Raw genomic sequence first — 19,467 nt, forward strand, 5'->3', positions numbered from 1 at the left:
AAAAAAAACCGGGAGACAGCTCCCGGTTTTTCATTGCAGTCCAGACAATCACTCCGGCAGCGCGACCTTGTTGTCCGTACTGAACTGGTAATCACGAAACACATGCTCCGCCGACAGGATCTGGTAATTCCCGTCTTCGTTCCGACGCGAGGTGTCCTTCAGGCGATAGGTGTAATGCCCGCAGGTCCACAGATCGAAATTGCGCATGTGGGTACACATGCAGGTCTTCTCCATCACGATGATCTTCTTCTCACCGGGATGCAGGGCAACCTGCTTGTTGTATGCGTCGATGTACGAACAGTTTCCGGTGCTGTCAAGCAGATAACCATAGGCCTCGCAATTGGGGCGAATACCCGAGCCGATCGCCGGGCTGCCGGTCAACATCCGCATCGGATAGCCGGTGGGCGAAATCTGGTTGACGACGATCTCCTCCTCGCTGGCCTTGAAATAATGCTGCTGCACATTCTCGGGCAGACCGCACTCATGGGTCACGGTGAAGCGGGTGGCCACCTGCACGGCGCTGGCACCATGCTCCAGGAAAGACACCGCATCACTGCCCGTGAAGATGCCGCCCGCCGCAATCAGCGGGATGTCGAGCTTCTCGGCCATCAGCCAGGCGCGGATCTCGGCGACGATGGTGGCCAGGTCGTACTTGGCCCAGTCCATGCCGAAACCCAGGTGCCCCCCCGCCAGCGGACCTTCGACCACCACATAGTCGGGCAGCCGGTTGGTGCGTGAGCTCTTGCGCAGGAAGAGCTGCAGCGCGCGCAGGGACGACACGATGATGCCCAGCTTGGCATCGCGGAAGCGGGGATGATCCTCGATCAGGGCAAAGGAGCCCAGATGCAGGCCGGCCGCCAGGGTGATGCCGTCAGCCCCCGCATCCAGCGCCGAGGCGAGCCTCACGCGGAGGGTTTCCTTCGGCGCATTCATGGTCAGCTTCTCCATGCAGTTGACGAAGATCATGCCCGGGCCACGCTTGGCCTCCATGGTCTTGCCCACATGCAGCCGGGTCGCCTCGGCAAGCTGGCCCAGGTCGAACTGCACCATCGACTTGTCGGAGTTCGCAACGTTGTACTTGTACTGCTTGAGCTTATCCTTCACGAACTTGGTGTTGAAGCGACGATCGGCAACCGTCTTGACCATCGCATCCGAGATATGACCGATCCCGCCGAGCCGGGCAGCCTCCAGTGCCAGATCTGCGGTGGAGATGTCCACCCCCATGCCGCCGATGACGATGGGCACCAGTTCCTGCTTGCCGAAATTCAGACGAAAATCATCAACTCGTTTCATGAAACCCCTTCCAGACAGACGTGAAGAGTCGTGGCACCCACAGGCTACCAGTGACAGAACACAGTATTATCTCATCGCCCCACCCTGTATGCAGTGGGTTAGATCAAGTAAAAACGCCGTAAGTTGCCAAAAGCCACCAGAATCATTCAGCCATCCGTCCGACGGGCGGCATCGCCGGAGCGTCGAAAATTTGATACTTTCCGATCCGAGGAGAAAGTCACGAACTCGGCTAAAATAGTGCTTCCCATATCGCCCTCCGCCTGATGTCCGAATCCACGCCCCCCGCTCAAGAATGCGCTGTACTGTTTGCCGACCTCGTCGGCAGCACGCAGCTGTACCAGCGCGTGGGAGACTCCAGCGCCTTCGAGGTCGTGGACCGCAGCATCCGCGCCATGCGCATCGCGGTCGAGACCAAGCGCGGACGCGTGGTCAAGCATACTGGCGACGGCCTGATGGCCGTATTCCGCGAGGCGGACAGCGCCGCCGACGCCACCCTGGCCATCCACCTGGCAATAAAGGAACTCCCCTCCCCGCCCGAGCAGCGTCTCGCCGTGCGCATCGGCTTCCACTTTGGCGGCGTGGTGGCGAGCGGTACAGACGTCTTCGGCGACACGGTCAATTTCGCGGCGCGCCTGGCCGAACTCGCCTCACCGGGCAAGGCCATCACCTCATCCGAAACCGCCCGGCGGCTTGGCCCGGAATGGCGCTCGGTGCTGCACAGCCTGCCCCCCCGCGTGATCCGCGGCGTCACCCGCCCGGTCGAGCTGTGCGAGCTGATGTGTGAAGCCGTGGGCGAGCTCACCATCGTGCAGAGCGACCACTTCCTGCTCGATTCTGAGCCGGAACTGCGCCTCTACCTCGACGCCAGCTCCATCACTCTGAACTCCGCCCGCCCCAGCGCCCGGATTGGCCGGGATCCGGCGGCAGACCTGGTCATCGCCGACACCCAGTCATCCCGCCGCCACGCCGAGATCGAGCTGCGTGGCGACAAGTTCGTGCTGATCGACCGCAGCAGCAACGGCACCTTCGTGCAGATCGAGGGAGAGCGGGAATTCCTGCTGTCCCGGGAAGAAGTCGTCCTGCGGGGCCGCGGCCATTTCGCCCTTGGACGGAGCTGTGCCAGCAGCCCGCAGATCGTCAGCTTCGTCTGCGTCTAGGACGCGCCGCCAGCCGCAAAGGCACGCCCCAGCGCCTCACCCGCCTGCAGCACCGCCTCATTGGCCTGGCTGAAGAATTTTCCCAGGGTGATGAAGCCATGCACCATGCCCTCGAACTCGAGCATCTCCACCGGCACTCCGGCCTCCCGCAGCACCTCGCCATAAGCCTTGCAGTCGTCCGACAGCGGATCGCATCCGGCCGTGATGATCAGCGCCGGCGGCAGCCCGTCAAAACGCGCAGCCCGGATCGGTGAAGCGCGCCAGTCCTGCCAATCGTCCTCCTCGGGCAGATATTTCTCGAAGAACCAGGTCAGACTCCCGGTGTCCAGCATGTAGCCATTGGCAAACTCCCGACGTGACGGACGCTGGCTGAGGATGTCGGTGGACGGATAGATCAGCAATTGCAGCGCCGCGCGAGGCCCCTGGGCGTTGCGCTGGGCCAATGCCGTCACCGCACTCAGGGTGCCCCCCGCACTGTCGCCCGCCAGGGCGAAACGGGTCGGATCAATGCCCAGCATCCCGGCATTGGCCAGCGACCACTGCACCGCCCGCAGCGCATCATCCACCGCCGCCGGAAACGGGTGTTCCGGCGCCAGGCGATAATCCACGGACAGCACCGCCGCCTTCGAGTGATTGGCCAGTTCGCGGCACAGCACGTCATGGCTGGTGATGTTGCCGATGCACCAGCCGCCGCCATGGAAGTAGAAGGTCAGCGGCAGGATCTCGTCCGGCCCCGCACTCAGCGGGCGGTACAGACGGGCCATGATCACGCCGTCCGCGGCCCTGGCCTGCGGGATGGGCACGTCGGTCACCGAAGCAACGGCGGGCATCTCAGGGCGCAGCGCAAACTGCAGCTTTTCGAAGGAATGGCGTGCCTGGGCAACATCCAGCTCGTGAAATCGGGGCGCACCGACACGGTAGACCATGTCGAGCAGGGCTTTGGCTTGGGGATCGAGCGCCATGCAGAAAATCCGGATAAAGCGCCGTCGCGCCTGGGCCCGCGGGCTTTTTGCAGCGGCGGGGCCCGGCTGCGGATTTGCGGCGAACTGCCGGGCCCGCTACCATGCGCGACTTTCCGCAAAGGGCGGAAGCTGCGCGAGCCCGAAACAGGATTGGTGCCGAGAGTGGGACTCGAACCCACACACCTTGCGGCGGCGGATTTTGAATCCGCTGCGTCTACCGATTCCGCCATCCCGGCACGGGAAGCCGCGCATTATCTACGAAACCCCGGACAGCATCAACTCATGGCCTGGACTCTCGACGATTTCGATTACCCGCTGCCCGACGAACTGATCGCCCAGGCGCCCCTCGCCGGCCGCAGCGACAGCCGCCTGCTGCGCGCCCAGCCCGCGCCAGTGGATCTCCGCTTCACCGATCTGCCCACCCTGCTCGCCCCCGGCGACCTGCTGGTGTTCAACGACACTCGGGTCATCCATGCCCGCCTGTTCGGCACCAAGGACACCGGCGGCCAGGTGGAAGTGATGATCGAGCGCCCCCTCGGCGCCCACGAAGCTCTGGCCCAGATCCGCGCCAGCAAGTCACCCAAGCCCGGCACCCGCCTGCACCTGGAAGGCGCCCTCGACGTGGAGGTGCTCGGCCGTGCCGGAGAGTTCTTCCATCTGCGCTTCCCCGCCACGGACGAACTGGTGGCTCTGCTCGAACGCCATGGCCGGCTGCCCCTGCCACCCTATATCGAGCGCGCAGCCGGTGACACCGACGAATCCCGCTACCAGACCGTCTACGCCCGCAACCCCGGTTCCGTTGCCGCCCCCACCGCCGGCCTGCACTTCGACGAGCCGCTGCTCGCGCGCCTGGCGGAACAGGGCGTGAACACCGCCTACGTAACCCTCAACGTGGGCGCTGGCACCTTCCAGCCGGTGCGCGTACACGACCTGTCCGAGCACCGCATGCACACAGAAGCCTACTTCGTGCCACCCGCCACCGTTGACGCCATCGCAGCGACAAAAGCGGCCGGCCACCGGGTGATCTGTGTCGGCACGACCAGCATGCGCGCCCTCGAGTCCGCCGCTCAGGGCGGCACGTTGCAGGCCGGCGAATCGGAGAGCGACCTGTTCATCCTGCCCGGCTACCGCTTCCAGGTGGCCGACGGCCTGATCACCAACTTCCACCTGCCCAAATCCACCCTGCTGATGCTGGTCTCCGCCTTTGCCGGCATGGACACCATCCGCCGCGCCTACGCCCATGCAATCGCCCAGCGCTACCGCTTCTTCAGCTATGGCGACGCCATGTTCCTGACCCGGGATCCCCAATGAAATACGAACTCCTCGCCACCGATGGTGCCGCCCGCCGCGGCCGCCTGACCCTCAACCATGGCACCGTGGAGACCCCGGCCTTCATGCCGGTGGGCACCTACGGCACGGTCAAGGGCATCTCTCCCCAGGACCTGCGCGACATCGGCGCCCACATCTGCCTGGGCAACACCTTCCACCTGTGGCTGCGCCCGGGCCTGGAAGTCATCGAAGCCTTTGGCGGCCTGCACCAGTTCATGGCCTGGGACGGCCCCATCCTCACCGACTCCGGCGGCTTCCAGGTCTTCTCCCTGGGCGCCCTGCGCAAGATCACCGAAGAGGGCGTGCGCTTCTCATCCCCGGTGAATGGCGACAAGCTCTTCCTGACCCCCGAAGAGTCCATGCGCATCCAGAAGGTGCTCAACTCCGACGTGGTGATGATTTTCGACGAGTGCACACCCTACCCCGCCACCGTCACCGAGGCCGCCGACTCCATGCGCCTGTCGCAGCGCTGGGCGCGCCGCTCCCGTGTCGAGTTCGACCGCCTCGAGAACAACAACGCCCTGTTCGGCATCGTCCAGGGCGGAATGTACGAGAACCTGCGCGACGAATCCCTGGCCGGGCTGGAGGAGATCGGCTTCCACGGCTACGCCATCGGCGGCCTGTCGGTGGGCGAGCCCAAGGACGACATGCAGCGCATCCTGCACCACACCGCACCGCGCCTGCCCAAGGACAAGCCGCGCTACCTGATGGGCGTCGGCACGCCGGAGGACATCGTCTTCTCGGTGCAGGCCGGCATCGACATGTTCGACTGCGTGATGCCCACCCGCAACGCCCGTAACGGCTGGCTGTTCACCCGCCACGGCGACATCAAGATTCGCAACGCCCGCCACAAGACCGACACCCGGCCGCTCGACGAATCCTGCGGTTGCTACACCTGCCGCAATTTCTCGCGAGGCTACCTGCACCACCTCAACCGCCTCAACGAGATCCTGGGGGCCCGCCTGGCCACCATCCACAACCTGCACTACTACCAGCAGCTCATGCGCGAACTGCGCGACGCCATCGCCGGCGGCACCCTGTCCGACTACGTGGCGCGCTTCCACCGAGAGCGTGCAGGCCAGGGCAACGGGCTCGCCGACTAGAAAATAGTCGTCCCGGTAAGGCCTTTGTAAGGGCGGGCTGCTGTGCGGGCCCGCCCTTGCCGCTATAATCGCGCCTTTTCCCCCGCGTCCGTCCATGCAGGTTTTCCGTGGAGTTCCCGAGCACAGCGCCCATGGCTGCGTGCTCACCATCGGCAACTTCGATGGTGTGCATCGCGGCCATCAGGCATTGCTGGCGAAGCTCGTCGCCCTTTCCAGGGCCACCGGCCTTCCCTCAGCCGTACTCACCTTCGAGCCCCACCCCAGGGAGTACTTCACCCATGAGAACCGCCCGCGCCGGCTGACCTCACTGCGCGAGAAGATCCAGTTGCTGGCCGACCAGGGCGTCGACCGGCTCTACATCGGGCGCTTCAACGCACGCTTTGCCGCCCTGACCGCCGAGGAGTTTGTCGAGGACGTGCTGATCCGCGGCCTCTGCGTGCGCCACCTGATGATTGGTGACGACTTCTGCTTCGGCAAGGGGCGCAGGGGCAACTTCTCCATGCTGCAGGCAGCGGGCCGCGACACCGGCTTCACCGTCGAAGCCATGCAGACCCTCGCCCACGAAGGCGAGCGGGTCTCCAGCTCGGCCGTCCGTGCGGCCCTGGAAGAAGGCGACATGCCGCATGCCGCGCGCCTGCTTGGGCGCCCCTACAGCATCCGCGGCCGGGTCATGCATGGCGACAAGATCGGCCGCACCATCGGCTTTCCCACCGCCAACATCCAGCTCAAGCACCGCAGCCCGCCGCTGATGGGCATCTACACCGTCAGCGTCGAAGGCCTCGCCGACAGGCCCTGGCCCGGCGTGGCCAGCGTGGGCGTACGCCCAACCATCAACGATGCGGGCCGCCCGACCCTCGAAGTGCATCTTTTCGACTGGGACCAGGACTGCTACGACGCCCACCTCAAGGTCAATTTCCTCGTCAAGCAGCGGGACGAGGAACGCTATGACAGCCTCGAGGCCCTGACCGCCCAGATCGCCCGGGATGCCGAGCAGGCCCGGGCCTATTTCGCCCAGAATCCCCTCTGAATTCACAGCCCAGACCCACCATGTCCCAGAAGCGTACCGACCTCAACCTGCCCGACACTCCCTTCCCCATGCGGGGCGACCTCGCCAAGCGCGAGCCGGGCTGGATCGCCGACTGGCAGCAGAAAAAGCTCTACCAGAAGATCCGTAAGGCTTCTGCCGGACGCCCCAAGTTCGTGCTCCACGACGGGCCTCCCTACGCCAACGGCAACCTCCATCTGGGCCATGCGCTGAACAAGATCCTCAAGGACATCATCGTCCGCTCCAAGACGCTCGCCGGCTTCGACGCGCCCTATGTGCCGGGCTGGGACTGCCACGGTCTGCCCATCGAGCACAAGGTGGAGGTCACCCACGGCAAGAACCTGCTCGCCGACAAAGTCCGCGAGCTGTGCCGTGCCTATGCCACAGAGCAGGTCGCCGTGCAGAAGAAGGAGTTCATCCGTCTCGGCGTGCTGGGCGACTGGGATAACCCTTACCTCACCATGAACTTCGCCAACGAGGCTGGCGAAGTGCGCGCCCTCGCCGAGATGGTCAAGCGTGGCTGGGTCTTCAAGGGACTCAAGCCGGTGAACTGGTGTTTCGACTGCGGCTCCGCCCTGGCTGAGGCCGAGGTCGAGTACCAGGACAAGCAGAGCCCGGCGATCGACGTGGGCTTCGTCTGCGCTGAACCCGAAAGGCTCGCTGCGGCCTTCGGCCTGCAGGCCCTGCCCGGCGGCAAAGATGCCCTGGCCGTGATCTGGACCACCACCCCGTGGACCATCCCCGCCAACCAGGCCCTCAACGTCCACCCCGAGCACGAATACGCCCTGGTCGACACCCCCCGCGGCCTGCTGGTGCTGATGGCCGAGCTGGTCGAATCCAGCCTCAAGCGCTTCGGCCTCGAAGGCACGATTGTCGCCCGTACCAACGGCTGCAAGCTCGGCCACCTCAACTTCCGCCACCCCTTCTACGACCGCCTGTCGCCCATCTTCGTAGCCGACTACGTGGGCCTCGACGCCGGCACCGGCATCGTCCACTCGGCCCCGGCCTACGGCGTGGACGACTTCAACTCCTGCAAGGCCAACGGCTTCACCAACGACGACATCCTGAGCCCGGTGCAGAGCAACGGCGTCTACGCCGAATCCCTGCCCTACTTCGGCGGCCTGCACATCTGGAAGGCCAATCCGGTCATCGTCGACAAGCTTCAGGAAGTCGGCGCCCTGTTCTCTCACGAGAAGATCAGCCACAGCTACATGCACTGCTGGCGTCACAAGACGCCGTTGATCTACCGAGCCACCGCCCAGTGGTTCGTCGGCATGGACCTCAGGCCCGAAGGCGGCCCCAGCCTGCGCGAACTGGCGCTCGGCGGCGTCGAGGCCACCCGCTTCTTCCCGTCCTGGGGTCAGGCCCGCCTGCACGCCATGATCGCCAACCGGCCCGACTGGTGCATCTCGCGCCAGCGCAACTGGGGCGTGCCGATCCCTTTCTTCCTGCACAAGGAGAGCGGCGAGCTGCATCCGCGCACCGTCGAGCTCATGGAGCAGGTCGCCCTGCGCATCGAGCAGGAAGGCATTGAAGCGTGGTTCAAGCTCAACCCGGCCGAACTGCTCGGCGAAGAGGCCGGGCAGTACGAAAAGATCAGCGACACCCTGGACGTCTGGTTCGACTCCGGCACCACCCACTGGCATGTGCTGCGTGGCTCGCACCCCGACGGTCACGCCTCCGGCCCGCGCGCCGACCTCTACCTGGAGGGCTCCGACCAGCACCGCGGCTGGTTCCACTCGTCGCTGCTGACCGGTGCCGCCATCGACGGCCACCCGCCTTACAAGGCACTGCTCACCCACGGCTTCACCGTGGACCAGCAAGGCCGCAAGATGAGCAAATCCCTGGGCAATACCATCCTTCCCCAGGAAGTCACCGACAAGATGGGCGCCGAGATCCTGCGGCTGTGGGTGGCCGCTACCGATTATTCCGGCGAGCTCGCCATGTCCAAGGAGATCCTCGACCGGGTCGTGGAATCCTATCGACGGATCCGCAACACCCTGCGCTTCCTGATCGCCAACGTGGCCGACTTCGATCCCTCCAGCGATATGCTGCCCGTCGAATCGTGGTTTGAGATCGACCGCTACGCGCTGTCCATGACCCGGTCCATGCAGGCCCAGGCGGGCCTCGACTACGAACGCTTCGAATTCCATCGAGTGGTCCAAGCACTTCAGACCTTCTGCTCCGAAGATCTGGGCGGCTTCTGGCTCGACATCCTCAAGGACCGCCTCTACACCACCGCCGCCAACTCGCCGGCTCGACGCTCCGCCCAGAGCGCCCTGTGGCACGTGCTGCAGACCGTCGTGAAGCTGATGGCCCCGATCCTCTCCTTCACCGCCGAGGAAATCTGGCTGCTGCTCGGCAAGGACGCGGAAGACAGCGTGATGCTGCATACCTTCCACAGCCTGCCCGCCCAGGACGACGAAGAAGCCCTCCTCGACAAGTGGGCCGCCCTGCGCACCATCCGCGCCGACGTGCAGAAGGAGATCGAAGCCGTGCGCACCGCCGGCCAGGTGGGCTCGTCCCTGCAGGCCGAGGTCGAGATCCGCGCGGCAGGCAGCAAGTTCGACCTGCTCGCCAGCCTCGGCGACGACCTGCGCTTCGTGCTGATCTGCTCGAAGACCACCCTCACGAAAGCGGCCGACGAAGGCGCCGAAGGCATCATCGTCACCCCCTCGGCCCATGCCAAGTGCGACCGCTGCTGGCACTACCGGGAAGATGTGGGCCATGACGCCGCGCATCCGGAACTTTGCGGCCGCTGCACGTCCAACCTCCACGGCACCGGCGAAGCCCGCTCCGCCGCGTGAGTGAACCCCATTTTCAGGAGCCCTGCCCTTGAAGCTACGCCTCGGTAACTGGATCGGACTGTCTGCCATCGTCGTACTGGCGGACCAGTGGACCAAGCACCTCGTCCGTGGCGCCCTGCGCAACGGTGAAGTGATCCGTGTCACCGACTTCTTTGATCTTGTACTGGCCTTCAACCCCGGCGCGGCCTTCAGCTTCCTGGCCGACCAGGGCGGCTGGCAGCGCTGGTTCTTTGTGGCCCTGGCGGCCGGCATCTGCGGCTGGCTGCTGCGCCTGCTGGCCCGGCACCAGCACGAACTGCTGCAGCCCCTGGCCTTCTCGCTGATCATCGGTGGCGCCATCGGCAACGTCATCGACCGCTTCGTCTTCGGCGCGGTGGTCGACTTCCTGTACTTCCACATCGGCCGCTACGGCTGGCCGGCCTTCAACGTGGCGGACTCCGCCATCAGCGTCGGCGTGGTGCTGATGATCATCGCCCAGTTGCGCGAGCATCGTCACTCCGCCGCCCAAGAGAAACTCTCATGACCCAGATCGTCCTGCCCGACAGCCTGCTGACCCTGCACTACCGCATTTCGCTGGACAACGGCCAGCCGCTGATCAGCACCTTCGAATCCCAGCCGGCCACCATGCAGCTCGGCAAGGGCGACATCGCCCCGACCCTGGAGCGCTGCCTCGCCGGCATCACCGTGGGCGAACATCACACCTTCCTGCTCGAGCCCGAAAACGCCTTCGGCGTGCACCGCGAAGACCTGGTCGAGAAGGTCCGCCTCGAAGACTTCCCGGAGGGCACCGAGGTCGAGCCCATGGTCATCATGGAATTCACCGCGCCCGACGGCACCCGCTACCCCGGCCTGATCCGCGAAGTGCTCGACACCCACGCGGTGATCGACTTCAATCATCCGCTCGCCGGCAAGTCCATCCGCTTCGAAGTCGAAGTGATCGGCATCAACTGAGTTGCACCACGAGGTCTGCCATGGAAGTCCTGCTCGCCAATCCCCGCGGTTTCTGCGCGGGCGTAGAACGTGCCATCGAGATCGTCGAGCGTGCCCTGGCGCTCTATGGCGCACCCATCTACGTGCGCCATGAAGTGGTGCATAACCGCTTCGTCGTCGAAGGTCTGCGGGCCAAGGGCGCCATCTTCATCGAAGAGCTCTCCGACGTGCCGGCCGGCAACACCGTCATCTTCAGCGCCCACGGCGTCTCGCAGACGGTGCGCAGCGAAGCCGAGGCGCGTGGCCTGCGCGTCTTCGACGCGACCTGCCCGCTGGTCACCAAGGTGCACCTCGAAGTGGCCCGCATGCGTGACCAGGGCCGCGAACTGATCATGATCGGCCACAAGGGCCACCCCGAAGTGGAAGGCACCATGGGCCAGGTGCGGGATGGCATCTATCTGGTCGAGAGCGCCGCCGACGTGGCCGGCCTGCAGGTCCACAATCCGGACATGCTGGCCTACGTCACCCAGACCACCCTCTCGGTGGACGACGCCGCAGCCATCGTCAACGCCCTGCGCGAACGCTTCCCGGCCATCATCGGCCCGAAGAAGGACGACATCTGCTACGCCACCCAGAACCGCCAGGATGCCGTCAAGTTCATGGCCCCCAGGTCGGACCTGGTGCTGGTGGTCGGCTCGGTGAACAGCTCCAACTCCAACCGCCTGCGCGAGGTGGCCGAGCTGCTCAAGGTGCCGGCCTACCTGATCGACGATGCCGACGCCATCAACCCCGCCTGGATCGTCGGCAAGAAGCGCGTCGGCGTCACCGCAGGGGCCTCCGCGCCCGAGGTGCTGGTTGACTCCGTCATTTCACGCCTCAAGGAAATGGGAGCGGCTTCCGTAAAGCCCCTGGATGGCGTCCCCGAGAAGGTGACCTTTCCCCTGCCCAAGGAGCTGCAGACTCCGACGGCATGAGTGAAGGGCGCCCCGGGCCGGCGCCCTTTATTCCCCCACCGAGTCCAGCCCATGCCATTCGTCCAGCGTGATTCCTCCGGCAAGGTCATTGCCCTCTTCGCCGATGCCGGCCCCGACCATCCGGAACATCTCCCGGCCGGCCACCCGGACCTCGCCGCCCTGGCCGGTCCGGACGAATTCACCCGCCTCGATGCCGACCTGATCCGCGTCATCGAGGACGTGGTCGATGTCCTAATCGATCGCGGCCTCCTCCGCCTCACCGACCTGCCCGCCGACGCCCAGCGCAAGCTGCTGACCCGCAAGGGCGCCCGGGCCCGCCTGAAGCAGGGCCTCAACCTGCTGGGCCCCGACGATGTCATTTGAATCACTCCGTCACTGACCCGACTCAAGAGACCCATTCTGGGGTCGTTATCCCCCACTCCATCGCCATCGGGATGAAACCCGGCCTCGCCAGAACGCCGGAACAGCTCCCCTCATGACAGCCAGACGCCGATGACCGAAGTCCCCAACGCCTCCCCGTCCGCCGCCCGCCCCTCCGATGCGCGCGCCTCCGACAACCGCTGGCATCCAGGCGAGACCGCCACCCACGAGGACCCGCTCCTTGACGCCCTGGTGGTCCTGACGCGTCTGCACGGCAATCCCTTCACGCCGGAAGCGCTCAGCGCCGGCCTGCCCCTGGTGGAGAATCGGCTCACGCCGTCCCTGTTGCCGCGTGCGGCGGCCCGCGCCGGCCTCACCGCGAGGATCGTGCGCAAGCCCCTTGCGGCCATCGCCCCCGGCCTGCTGCCGGCCATCCTGCTGCTGCAGGACCGCCGGGCCTGCGTCCTGCTCGAACATCTGGCCAATGGCGGCGTGCGGGTGCGCTTCCCGGAAGCCGGCGAGTCGTCGGACGACTTGAGCGCGGAGGAGATCGCCGGCCTGTACACCGGGCTGGTGTGCTTCGTCCGCCCCCGCTTCCGCTTCCAGGCCCGGGCCCCGGAAGTCCGCGCCGTCCGCGCCAGCCATTGGTTCTGGGGCACCGTGCTGGAGAACTGGCGCCTCTACCGCGACACCCTGCTGGCCGCCCTGATCATCAACCTTTTCGCGCTGGCGATCCCGATGTTCTCGATGACGGTCTACGACCGGGTGGTGCCCAACCACGCCACCGAGACGCTCTGGGTACTGGCCGTCGGTGCCATCCTGGTGCTGGGTTTCGACTTTGCCCTGCGCACCCTGCGCGCCTACATCGTCGATAGTGCGGGCAAGCGCATCGACGTCCAGTTGTCGGCCCGCATCATGGAGCGGGTGCTCGGTCTGCGCATGGACGCCCGGCCCGCCTCGGTCGGCTCCTTCGCCGCCAACCTGCGGGCCTTCGAGGGCGTGCGCGACTTCATCGCCTCCGCCACCGTCACCACCCTGATCGACCTGCCCTTCGTGCTGGTCTTCCTGCTGGTGATGGTGTGGATCTCGCCCTGGCTGCTTCTGCCGCCGCTGGTCGGCATGATCGTCGTGCTGTTCTTCACCCTGGTGGCCCAGGACAAGATGCACGAGCTCACCGAAACCACCTACCGCGCCAGCGCCCAGCGCAACGCCACCCTGGTGGAGAGCCTGGTCGGCCTGGAGACCCTCAAGACCCTCGGCGCCGAAAGCCTGATCCAGCGCCAGTGGGAAAGGGCCACCCTGTTCATCGCCCAGATCGGCGGCCGCCTCAAGCTGCTGTCGGCCAGCACGGTCAATTTCGCCCAGCTGATGCAGCAACTGGTGAACATCGCGGTGATCATCGTCGGTGTTTACGAGTTGTCGGAAGGCCATATGTCGATGGGCGGCATCATCGCCGCCTCGATGCTGTCCGGGCGCGCCATGGCCCCCCTCGGCCAAGTGGCCGGGCTGATGATGCAATACCAGAACGCGCGGACCTCGCTGGCCTCGGTCAACAGCCACATGAACCTGCCGGTGGAGCGCCCCGAAGGCGCCAGCTTCGTGCATCGGCCCAGCTTCACCGGCGACATCGAGTTCAAGGACGTCAGCTTCAGCTATCCGGGGCGCGACCAGGCGGTGCTCAGGAAGGTCAGCTTCCGCCTCAAGGCGGGTGAGAAGGTCGGCATCATCGGGCGTATCGGCTCCGGCAAGACCACCATCGAAAAGCTCGTGCTAGGGCTCTACCAACCCACCGAAGGCGCCGTCCTCGTCGATGGCATCGACGCCCGCCAGATCGACCCGGCCGAACTGCGCCGGGCCATCGGCTTCGTGCCACAGGATGTCACGCTGTTCTACGGCACCCTCAAGCAGAATATTTCAATGGGCGCCCCCTTTGCCGACGACAGCGCCATCCTCGCCGCCGCCGAACTCTCCGGCGTCCGCGAATTTGCCGACACCCATCCCCAGGGCTTCGAGATGCCCATCGGCGAACGGGGTGAATCCCTCTCCGGCGGCCAGCGCCAGGCCGTCGCCATTGCCCGCGCCATGCTCAACGACCCCCCGATGCTGCTCCTCGACGAACCCTCCAGCAGCATGGATCACCAGAGCGAGGAAGGTTTCAAGCAGCGCCTGCGGCGCTTCGCGGCTGGCAAGACGATCATGCTGGTCACCCACCGCACATCCCTGCTCGACCTGGTGGACCGCCTGATCGTGCTGGACCAGGGCCAGATCGTCGCCGACGGCCCCAAGGCCCAGGTGGTCGAAGCCCTCCAGCAGGGCCGTATCGGACGGGCGGGGTGAACATCATGAAAGCACTCTTCAACACGCTCCTCCGCCCCGCCTACGACACGGTCTACCGCAAGGCCTCCAGCACCTTCGACCGGATCCTCGACGGCGCCGAGAAGCGCGAGATCCACGACGACGCCGACTACCTGGCCGACGCCGAGTGGGCCATGGCCGAGCAGAAGCTGCGCGGCAGCCGCATCGCCGTGTGGACCACCGTGATCGCGGTGCTGGTCCTGCTGGTGTGGGCCGCCCTGGCGCAGCTCGACGAAGTCACCCGCGGCGAAGGCAAGGTCATTCCCTCCCGCCAGGTCCAGGTCATGCAGAGCCTCGACGGCGGCATCGTCTCCGAGATCCTGGTCAAGGAAGGGCAACAGGTCAAAACCGGTGAGCTGCTGCTGAAGGTGGACCCGACCCGCTTCGTGTCCTCCCTGCGTGAAAACCGCGCCCAGTACATCGCCCTGCTCGCCAAGGCGGCGCGGCTCTCGGCCGTGGCCAGCGGCAAGCCCTTCGTACCGCCGCAGGAGCTGCTCAAGGAGGCACCCGACCTGATCGAGCAGGAGCGCAGCGCCTACGAGAACAAGCGCCTGGAACTGAATGCCTCGGTGGGCGTGGCGCAGCAGCAGCTGTCCCAGCGGCGCCAGGAACTCAACGAGCTTACCGCCAAGCGCGAGCAGGCCACCCAGAGCTACACCCTGACCGCCAAGGAGCTCGAGGTCACCCGGCCGCTGGCCAAGACCGGCGCCGTCTCGGAGGTCGAACTGCTCCGCCTCGAGCGTGATGTGGCGCGCTACCGCGGCGAACGGGATGCCGCCAGCGCCCAGATCCCACGTATCCAGGCCGCCATCAGCGAGGCCCAGCGCAAGATCGAGGAAGTCGAGCTCAACATGCGCAACCAGGCCCGCAGCGAACTGTCGGACACCAACGCCAAGCTCGCCGCCCTGTCGGCCGGCAGCGAAGGCCTGGCCGACAGGGTCAAGCAGGCGGAGATCCGTGCCCCCATGAACGGCACCGTGAAGCAGCTGTTCGCCAACACGGTGGGCGGGGTCGTTCAGCCGGGCAAGGAGATCATCGAGATCGTACCGAGCGATGACGCCCTGCTCCTCGAAGCCAAGGTCCAGCCCAAGGACATCGCCTTCCTGCGCCCCGGTCAGAAGGCCCTGGTCAAGTTCACCGCCTACGACTTCTCGCTGTACGGCGGCCTCGAAGCCACCCTCGAACACATCGGTGCCGACACCATCACCGACGACAAAGGCAACGCCTTCTACATCGTGCGGGTGCGCACCACTCAAAGCACCATCGGAGAAGCGGCCATGCCGATCATTCCCGGCATGGTCGCCGAGGTGGACATCCTGACCGGCAAGAAGTCCCTGCTCACCTATCTGATGAAGCCTGTCCTGCGGGCCAAGGCCAACGCCCTCACCGAACGTTGAACCAATTCCCATGCGCACTCCGGAACCCCTGCTGATCCTCACCACCGACGAGCTGCTTGCCGAGCGCTGGCAAGGCCTGGCCGATCGCGTCCTGCACGGGCGCCAGGCCGACGCCCTGGATGCCTGGCGGCGGGACGGCCATCGCCTGGTCGTCGCCGACCTGGGCCTGGGCAGCCCCACCTCACCGCTCTGGGAATCGGCCGCCTGGAAGCGCTCGGCGCACGGCCTGCAGATTCTCGCCGCCTCATCGGTCCCTTCGGAGGACGAAGGCCTGACCCTCATGAATGCAGGCGCCAGCGGTTACTGCCACAGCCATGGCCCGCTCGATACCCTGCGCCAGGCCCTTGAGGTCATCGCCTCCGGGGAGCTGTGGGTGGGGCGCGCCCTGCTGTCACGCCTGCTGCGCCTGGTGGACAGCCGGCTGCCCCGCGCCGGGCTGGCCGACTGGTCCTCCGGCCTGACCGACAGGGAGCGCGAGGTGGCCCACCACGCAGCCGTCGGTGAAAGCAACGCGCTCATCGGCGACACGCTCGGCATCACCGAGCGCACGGTCAAGGCCCACCTCAAGGCCATCTTCGAAAAGCTCGGTGTGGAGGATCGCCTCCAGCTCGCGCTGAGGGTTCACGGCGTCCGTTAGCCCCCTGGCGTGGCATCCGTCACGCCACCTGTCCACGTGGACAATGGCGGGCCTGGTCTTCCATCCGTAGAGTCTGCTGCATCTAAAAAGCCGACTTCCGGAGAACACCATGGCCACCACCCCCTCCCCCGCTGCCACCACCAACGCCGTTGCCAAGGGCACCGTGGTTTTCGTGCAGGGCGAAGCCTACCTGCGCGACACCAGCGGCAAGCTCACCGCCATCAAGCCGGGGGATGTGGTCGTCGAAGGCCAGGAGATCGTCACCCAGGCCGGCGCGGTAGTCGAGCTGCAGCTCGCCAATGGCGCCAAGCTCAGCGTCGGCCCGGAGCGGACCCTCCTGCTGAACGACGAACTGTTCGCCACGACCACCCCCGAACGCAGCGAGAACGCCATCGCCAGCAGCCTCGGCGCGGAAGCCGAGCGGGTCATCCAGGCCCTCAACAGCGGCGCAGACCCCTTCGACAATCTTGAAGATCCGGCGGCCGGCCTGGCAGGCGGCGGCGTGGGCGACCAGACCCACGACTTCATCCGCCTCGCCCGCATCCTCGAGGACGTCACGCCGCTCAGCTACACCTACACCAGCAGCGGCAGCGGCGTCGAATTCCTGCCCGCCGGTGGCACCCTGCAGACCGTCAACACCCCGCCTGTCGCCACCAATGACGAAGCCACCGTAGCCGAAGACCAGCCCGCCATCATCGATGTGCTGGCCAACGACACCGACGCCAACGGCGACGCACTGATCGTCACCTCTGCAAACGCCCCCAACGGCCAGGTCACGATCAATCCCGACGGCAGCCTGCGCTACGTTCCGAATCCCGATTTCAGCGGCACCGATCGCGTCACCTACACCATCTCCGACGGCAAGGGCGGCACCTCCAGCGCCACCGTGATCATCAACGTCACGCCGGTGAACGACGCCCCCGTGGCCAACCCGGACGCCGCCACCACGCCGGAAGACACGCCGATCACCCTGCCGGTGCTGGTCAACGACACCGATCCCGAAGGCGACCCGCTGACCATCACCAACGCCAGCGTCGAGCCGGGCAAGGGCACCGTCACCATCAACCCGGACGGCACCCTCACCTACACCCCCGCCCCCGACTACAACGGCCAGACCACCATCACTTACACCGTCTCCGACGGCAAGGGCGGTACCAGCACGACCACGGTCACTGTCAACGTCACCCCGGTGAACGACCCCCCGGTGGCGCGTCCCGATGCGGCCACCACCCCTGAGGACACCCCGGTCACCGTCTCGGTGCTCGGCAACGACAGCGATCCCGAAGGCAACCCGCTCACCGTCACCGGCGCAACCGTCGATCCAGGCCGCGGCTCGGTCACGGTCAATCCGGACGGCACCCTCAGCTTCACCCCTGCCCCCAACTACAACGGCCCGGCAGTCATCACCTACACCATTTCCGACGGCCAGGGCGGCACTGCCACCAGCACCGTGACCATCAATGTCACACCGGTGAACGACCCTGCACAGATCGGCAGCGGCGCGGGCACGACGCAGGAAGACACGGTCCTGCTGGCTTCCGGCACCCTGAGCATCACGGACCCGGACGCTGGCGAAGCAGGCTTCCAGCCCCAGAGTGCCACCACCGGCACCTACGGCACCTTCAGCCTCGACGCCAACGGGCGCTGGATCTTCACTCTCGACAACAGCAACCCGCTCGTCCAGGGCCTCTCCGACGGTGACTCCCGCACCGAGACCTTCACCGTACGGAGCATCGACGGCACCGAGAGCAGCGTCGTCATCACCATCCTGGGACGCAACGAATCCATCGGCGCCCCCGGCGTCGGCATCGTCCGGGAAGACACCGTCCTCGACAGCAGCGGCACCCTGACCGCCAGCGGCGGCGCCAGCTTCGTCCCGCAGGCCTCCACGCCCGGCACCTACGGCAGCTTTAGCCTCAACCCCAACGGCACCTGGACCTACACCCTCGACAACCCGTCGACCGTGGTGCAAAGCCTGGCCGAAGGGGAGACCCGCACCGAGACCTTCCCGGTCACCCTCTCGGACGGCAGCACCAGCACCGTCACCATCACCGTGGTGGGTACCAATGATCCGGCCATCGTGGATACCGGCGCCGGCACCGTCACCGAAGACACCGTGATCACCACCGGTGGCATCCTCCACGTGGTCGACCCGGACAATGGCCAGAGCAGCTTCCAGCCCCAGTCCAACGCGATTGGCAGCTACGGCAGCTTCAACGTCGACGCTGCCGGCAACTGGACCTACACCCTCGACAACAGCAAGCCCGAAGTCCAGGCCCTGAAGGAAGGCGAGACCCTCTCCGAAACCTTCCCAGTGCAGACCGCCGACGGCACCCCGACCACCGTGACCATCACCGTGGTCGGCACCAACGACGGCCCCACGGCTGTTCCGGATACGGCCAGCACCTTTGAAGACACCCCCGTCACCTTCCCCGTGCTCGGCAATGACACCGATCCGGATGGCGACACCCTCACCGTCACCGGCGCCAGCGTCGATCCGGCCAAGGGCACCGTCACCGTCAATCCGGACGGCACCCTCACCTTCAACCCGGCACCCAACTACAACGGGCCGGCCCAGATCACCTACACCGTGTCCGACGGCCACGGCGGCACCTCCACCACCACTGTCGACATCCTGGTCCGCCCGGTCGGAGACCCGGCCCAGCTGAGCAGCGATGCCGGCACCGTCAAGGAAGACACCCCGGCCCAGACCACCGCCTCCGGCGTCCTCTCCATCACCGACCCGGATGCCGGCGAAGCCGTCTTCCAGGCTCAGACCGGCGCCCCCGGCACCTACGGCAGCTTCTCCGTCGACACCGCCGGCAACTGGGCCTACACCCTCGACAACGCCAACCCCGTCGTCCAGGCCCTCAAGGAAGGCGAGACCCGGACCGAGGTGTTCACCGTCAAGAGCGCTGACGGCACCCCGACCACCGTCACTCTCACCGTGATCGGCACCAACGACGGCCCCACCGCCGTTCCGGACAGCGCCAGCACCGACGAGGACACCCCCGTCACCTTCCCGGTCCTCGGCAACGACACCGACCCGGACGGCGACACCCTCACCGTCACCGGCGCCAGCGTCGATCCCGCCAAGGGCAGCGTCACCGTCAATCCC

15 protein-coding genes and 1 tRNA gene are annotated in these 19,467 nt (G+C 66.2%); 13 read left to right on the forward strand and 3 right to left on the reverse strand.

Annotated elements, in window-relative coordinates:
• Positions 1-48 precede the first annotated feature (48 nt).
• A complete protein-coding gene (locus tag HHL15_RS15375; RefSeq protein WP_169146666.1) occupies positions 49-1,293 on the reverse strand; it encodes a nitronate monooxygenase in 1,245 nt (414 codons plus the stop codon).
• Positions 1,294-1,556: 263 nt separating this feature from the next.
• Here HHL15_RS15375 and HHL15_RS15380 point away from each other — a divergent pair, with 263 nt between their 5' ends.
• Positions 1,557-2,450: an adenylate/guanylate cyclase domain-containing protein gene (locus HHL15_RS15380; protein WP_169146667.1), complete on the forward strand. Its 894-nt coding sequence runs from the start codon at positions 1,557-1,559 to the stop codon at positions 2,448-2,450.
• Here HHL15_RS15380 and HHL15_RS15385 read toward each other — a convergent pair.
• Together HHL15_RS15385 and HHL15_RS15390 are read right to left on the reverse strand one after the other, a co-directional pair.
• Complete coding sequence (locus tag HHL15_RS15385; RefSeq protein ID WP_169146668.1) at positions 2,447-3,412, reverse strand: alpha/beta hydrolase; 966 nt, start codon at positions 3,410-3,412, stop codon at positions 2,447-2,449. The genes HHL15_RS15380 and HHL15_RS15385 overlap by 4 nt on opposite strands.
• 151 nt (positions 3,413-3,563) lie before the next feature.
• A tRNA-Leu gene (locus tag HHL15_RS15390) sits at positions 3,564-3,648 on the reverse strand.
• A gap of 46 nt (positions 3,649-3,694) precedes the next feature.
• On the opposite strand from HHL15_RS15390, the gene queA reads away from it, so the two are divergent.
• From queA to HHL15_RS15450, 12 genes are all read left to right on the forward strand, one after another.
• Positions 3,695-4,723: a tRNA preQ1(34) S-adenosylmethionine ribosyltransferase-isomerase QueA gene (queA, locus tag HHL15_RS15395; RefSeq protein WP_169146669.1), complete on the forward strand. Its 1,029-nt coding sequence runs from the start codon at positions 3,695-3,697 to the stop codon at positions 4,721-4,723.
• Positions 4,720-5,844, forward strand: a complete 1,125-nt coding sequence (gene tgt, locus HHL15_RS15400; RefSeq protein WP_169146670.1) for a tRNA guanosine(34) transglycosylase Tgt — start codon at positions 4,720-4,722, stop codon at positions 5,842-5,844. Before queA ends, tgt begins: the two co-directional genes overlap by 4 nt.
• A 94-nt stretch (positions 5,845-5,938) precedes the next feature.
• The gene (locus HHL15_RS15405) at positions 5,939-6,871 is read left to right on the forward strand and encodes a bifunctional riboflavin kinase/FAD synthetase (RefSeq protein ID WP_169146671.1); all 933 of its coding nucleotides are present in this window, start codon (positions 5,939-5,941) and stop codon (positions 6,869-6,871) included.
• 20 nt (positions 6,872-6,891) lie between these two features.
• A complete protein-coding gene (ileS, locus tag HHL15_RS15410) occupies positions 6,892-9,696 on the forward strand; it encodes an isoleucine--tRNA ligase (RefSeq protein ID WP_169146672.1) in 2,805 nt (934 codons plus the stop codon).
• A 28-nt stretch (positions 9,697-9,724) separates the two neighbouring features.
• Positions 9,725-10,219 (forward strand): signal peptidase II, encoded by a 495-nt coding sequence (lspA, locus tag HHL15_RS15415; protein WP_169146673.1) that lies wholly within the window; start codon positions 9,725-9,727, stop codon positions 10,217-10,219.
• A complete protein-coding gene (locus HHL15_RS15420; RefSeq protein ID WP_169146674.1) occupies positions 10,216-10,647 on the forward strand; it encodes an FKBP-type peptidyl-prolyl cis-trans isomerase in 432 nt (143 codons plus the stop codon). Before lspA ends, HHL15_RS15420 begins: the two co-directional genes overlap by 4 nt.
• A 20-nt stretch (positions 10,648-10,667) precedes the next feature.
• The gene (gene ispH / locus HHL15_RS15425) at positions 10,668-11,600 is read left to right on the forward strand and encodes a 4-hydroxy-3-methylbut-2-enyl diphosphate reductase (RefSeq protein ID WP_169146675.1); all 933 of its coding nucleotides are present in this window, start codon (positions 10,668-10,670) and stop codon (positions 11,598-11,600) included.
• A 51-nt stretch (positions 11,601-11,651) separates the two neighbouring features.
• Positions 11,652-11,963, forward strand: a complete 312-nt coding sequence (locus tag HHL15_RS15430; protein ID WP_169146676.1) for a hypothetical protein — start codon at positions 11,652-11,654, stop codon at positions 11,961-11,963.
• A gap of 129 nt (positions 11,964-12,092) precedes the next feature.
• A complete protein-coding gene (locus HHL15_RS15435) occupies positions 12,093-14,297 on the forward strand; it encodes a type I secretion system permease/ATPase (RefSeq protein WP_169146677.1) in 2,205 nt (734 codons plus the stop codon).
• A gap of 5 nt (positions 14,298-14,302) precedes the next feature.
• Positions 14,303-15,712, forward strand: a complete 1,410-nt coding sequence (locus HHL15_RS15440; protein WP_169146678.1) for an HlyD family type I secretion periplasmic adaptor subunit — start codon at positions 14,303-14,305, stop codon at positions 15,710-15,712.
• A 10-nt stretch (positions 15,713-15,722) separates the two neighbouring features.
• Entirely contained in the window at positions 15,723-16,349 is a 627-nt protein-coding gene (locus HHL15_RS26565) for a helix-turn-helix transcriptional regulator (protein ID WP_169146679.1), read from the forward strand.
• Between the two features lie 109 nt (positions 16,350-16,458).
• On the forward strand, positions 16,459-19,467 hold a 3,009-nt coding region (locus HHL15_RS15450), incomplete at its 3' end, for a retention module-containing protein (RefSeq protein ID WP_169146680.1).

The sequence above is a fragment of the Zoogloea dura genome (genome assembly GCF_012927165.1).
Taxonomy (GTDB): domain Bacteria; phylum Pseudomonadota; class Gammaproteobacteria; order Burkholderiales; family Rhodocyclaceae; genus Zoogloea; species Zoogloea dura.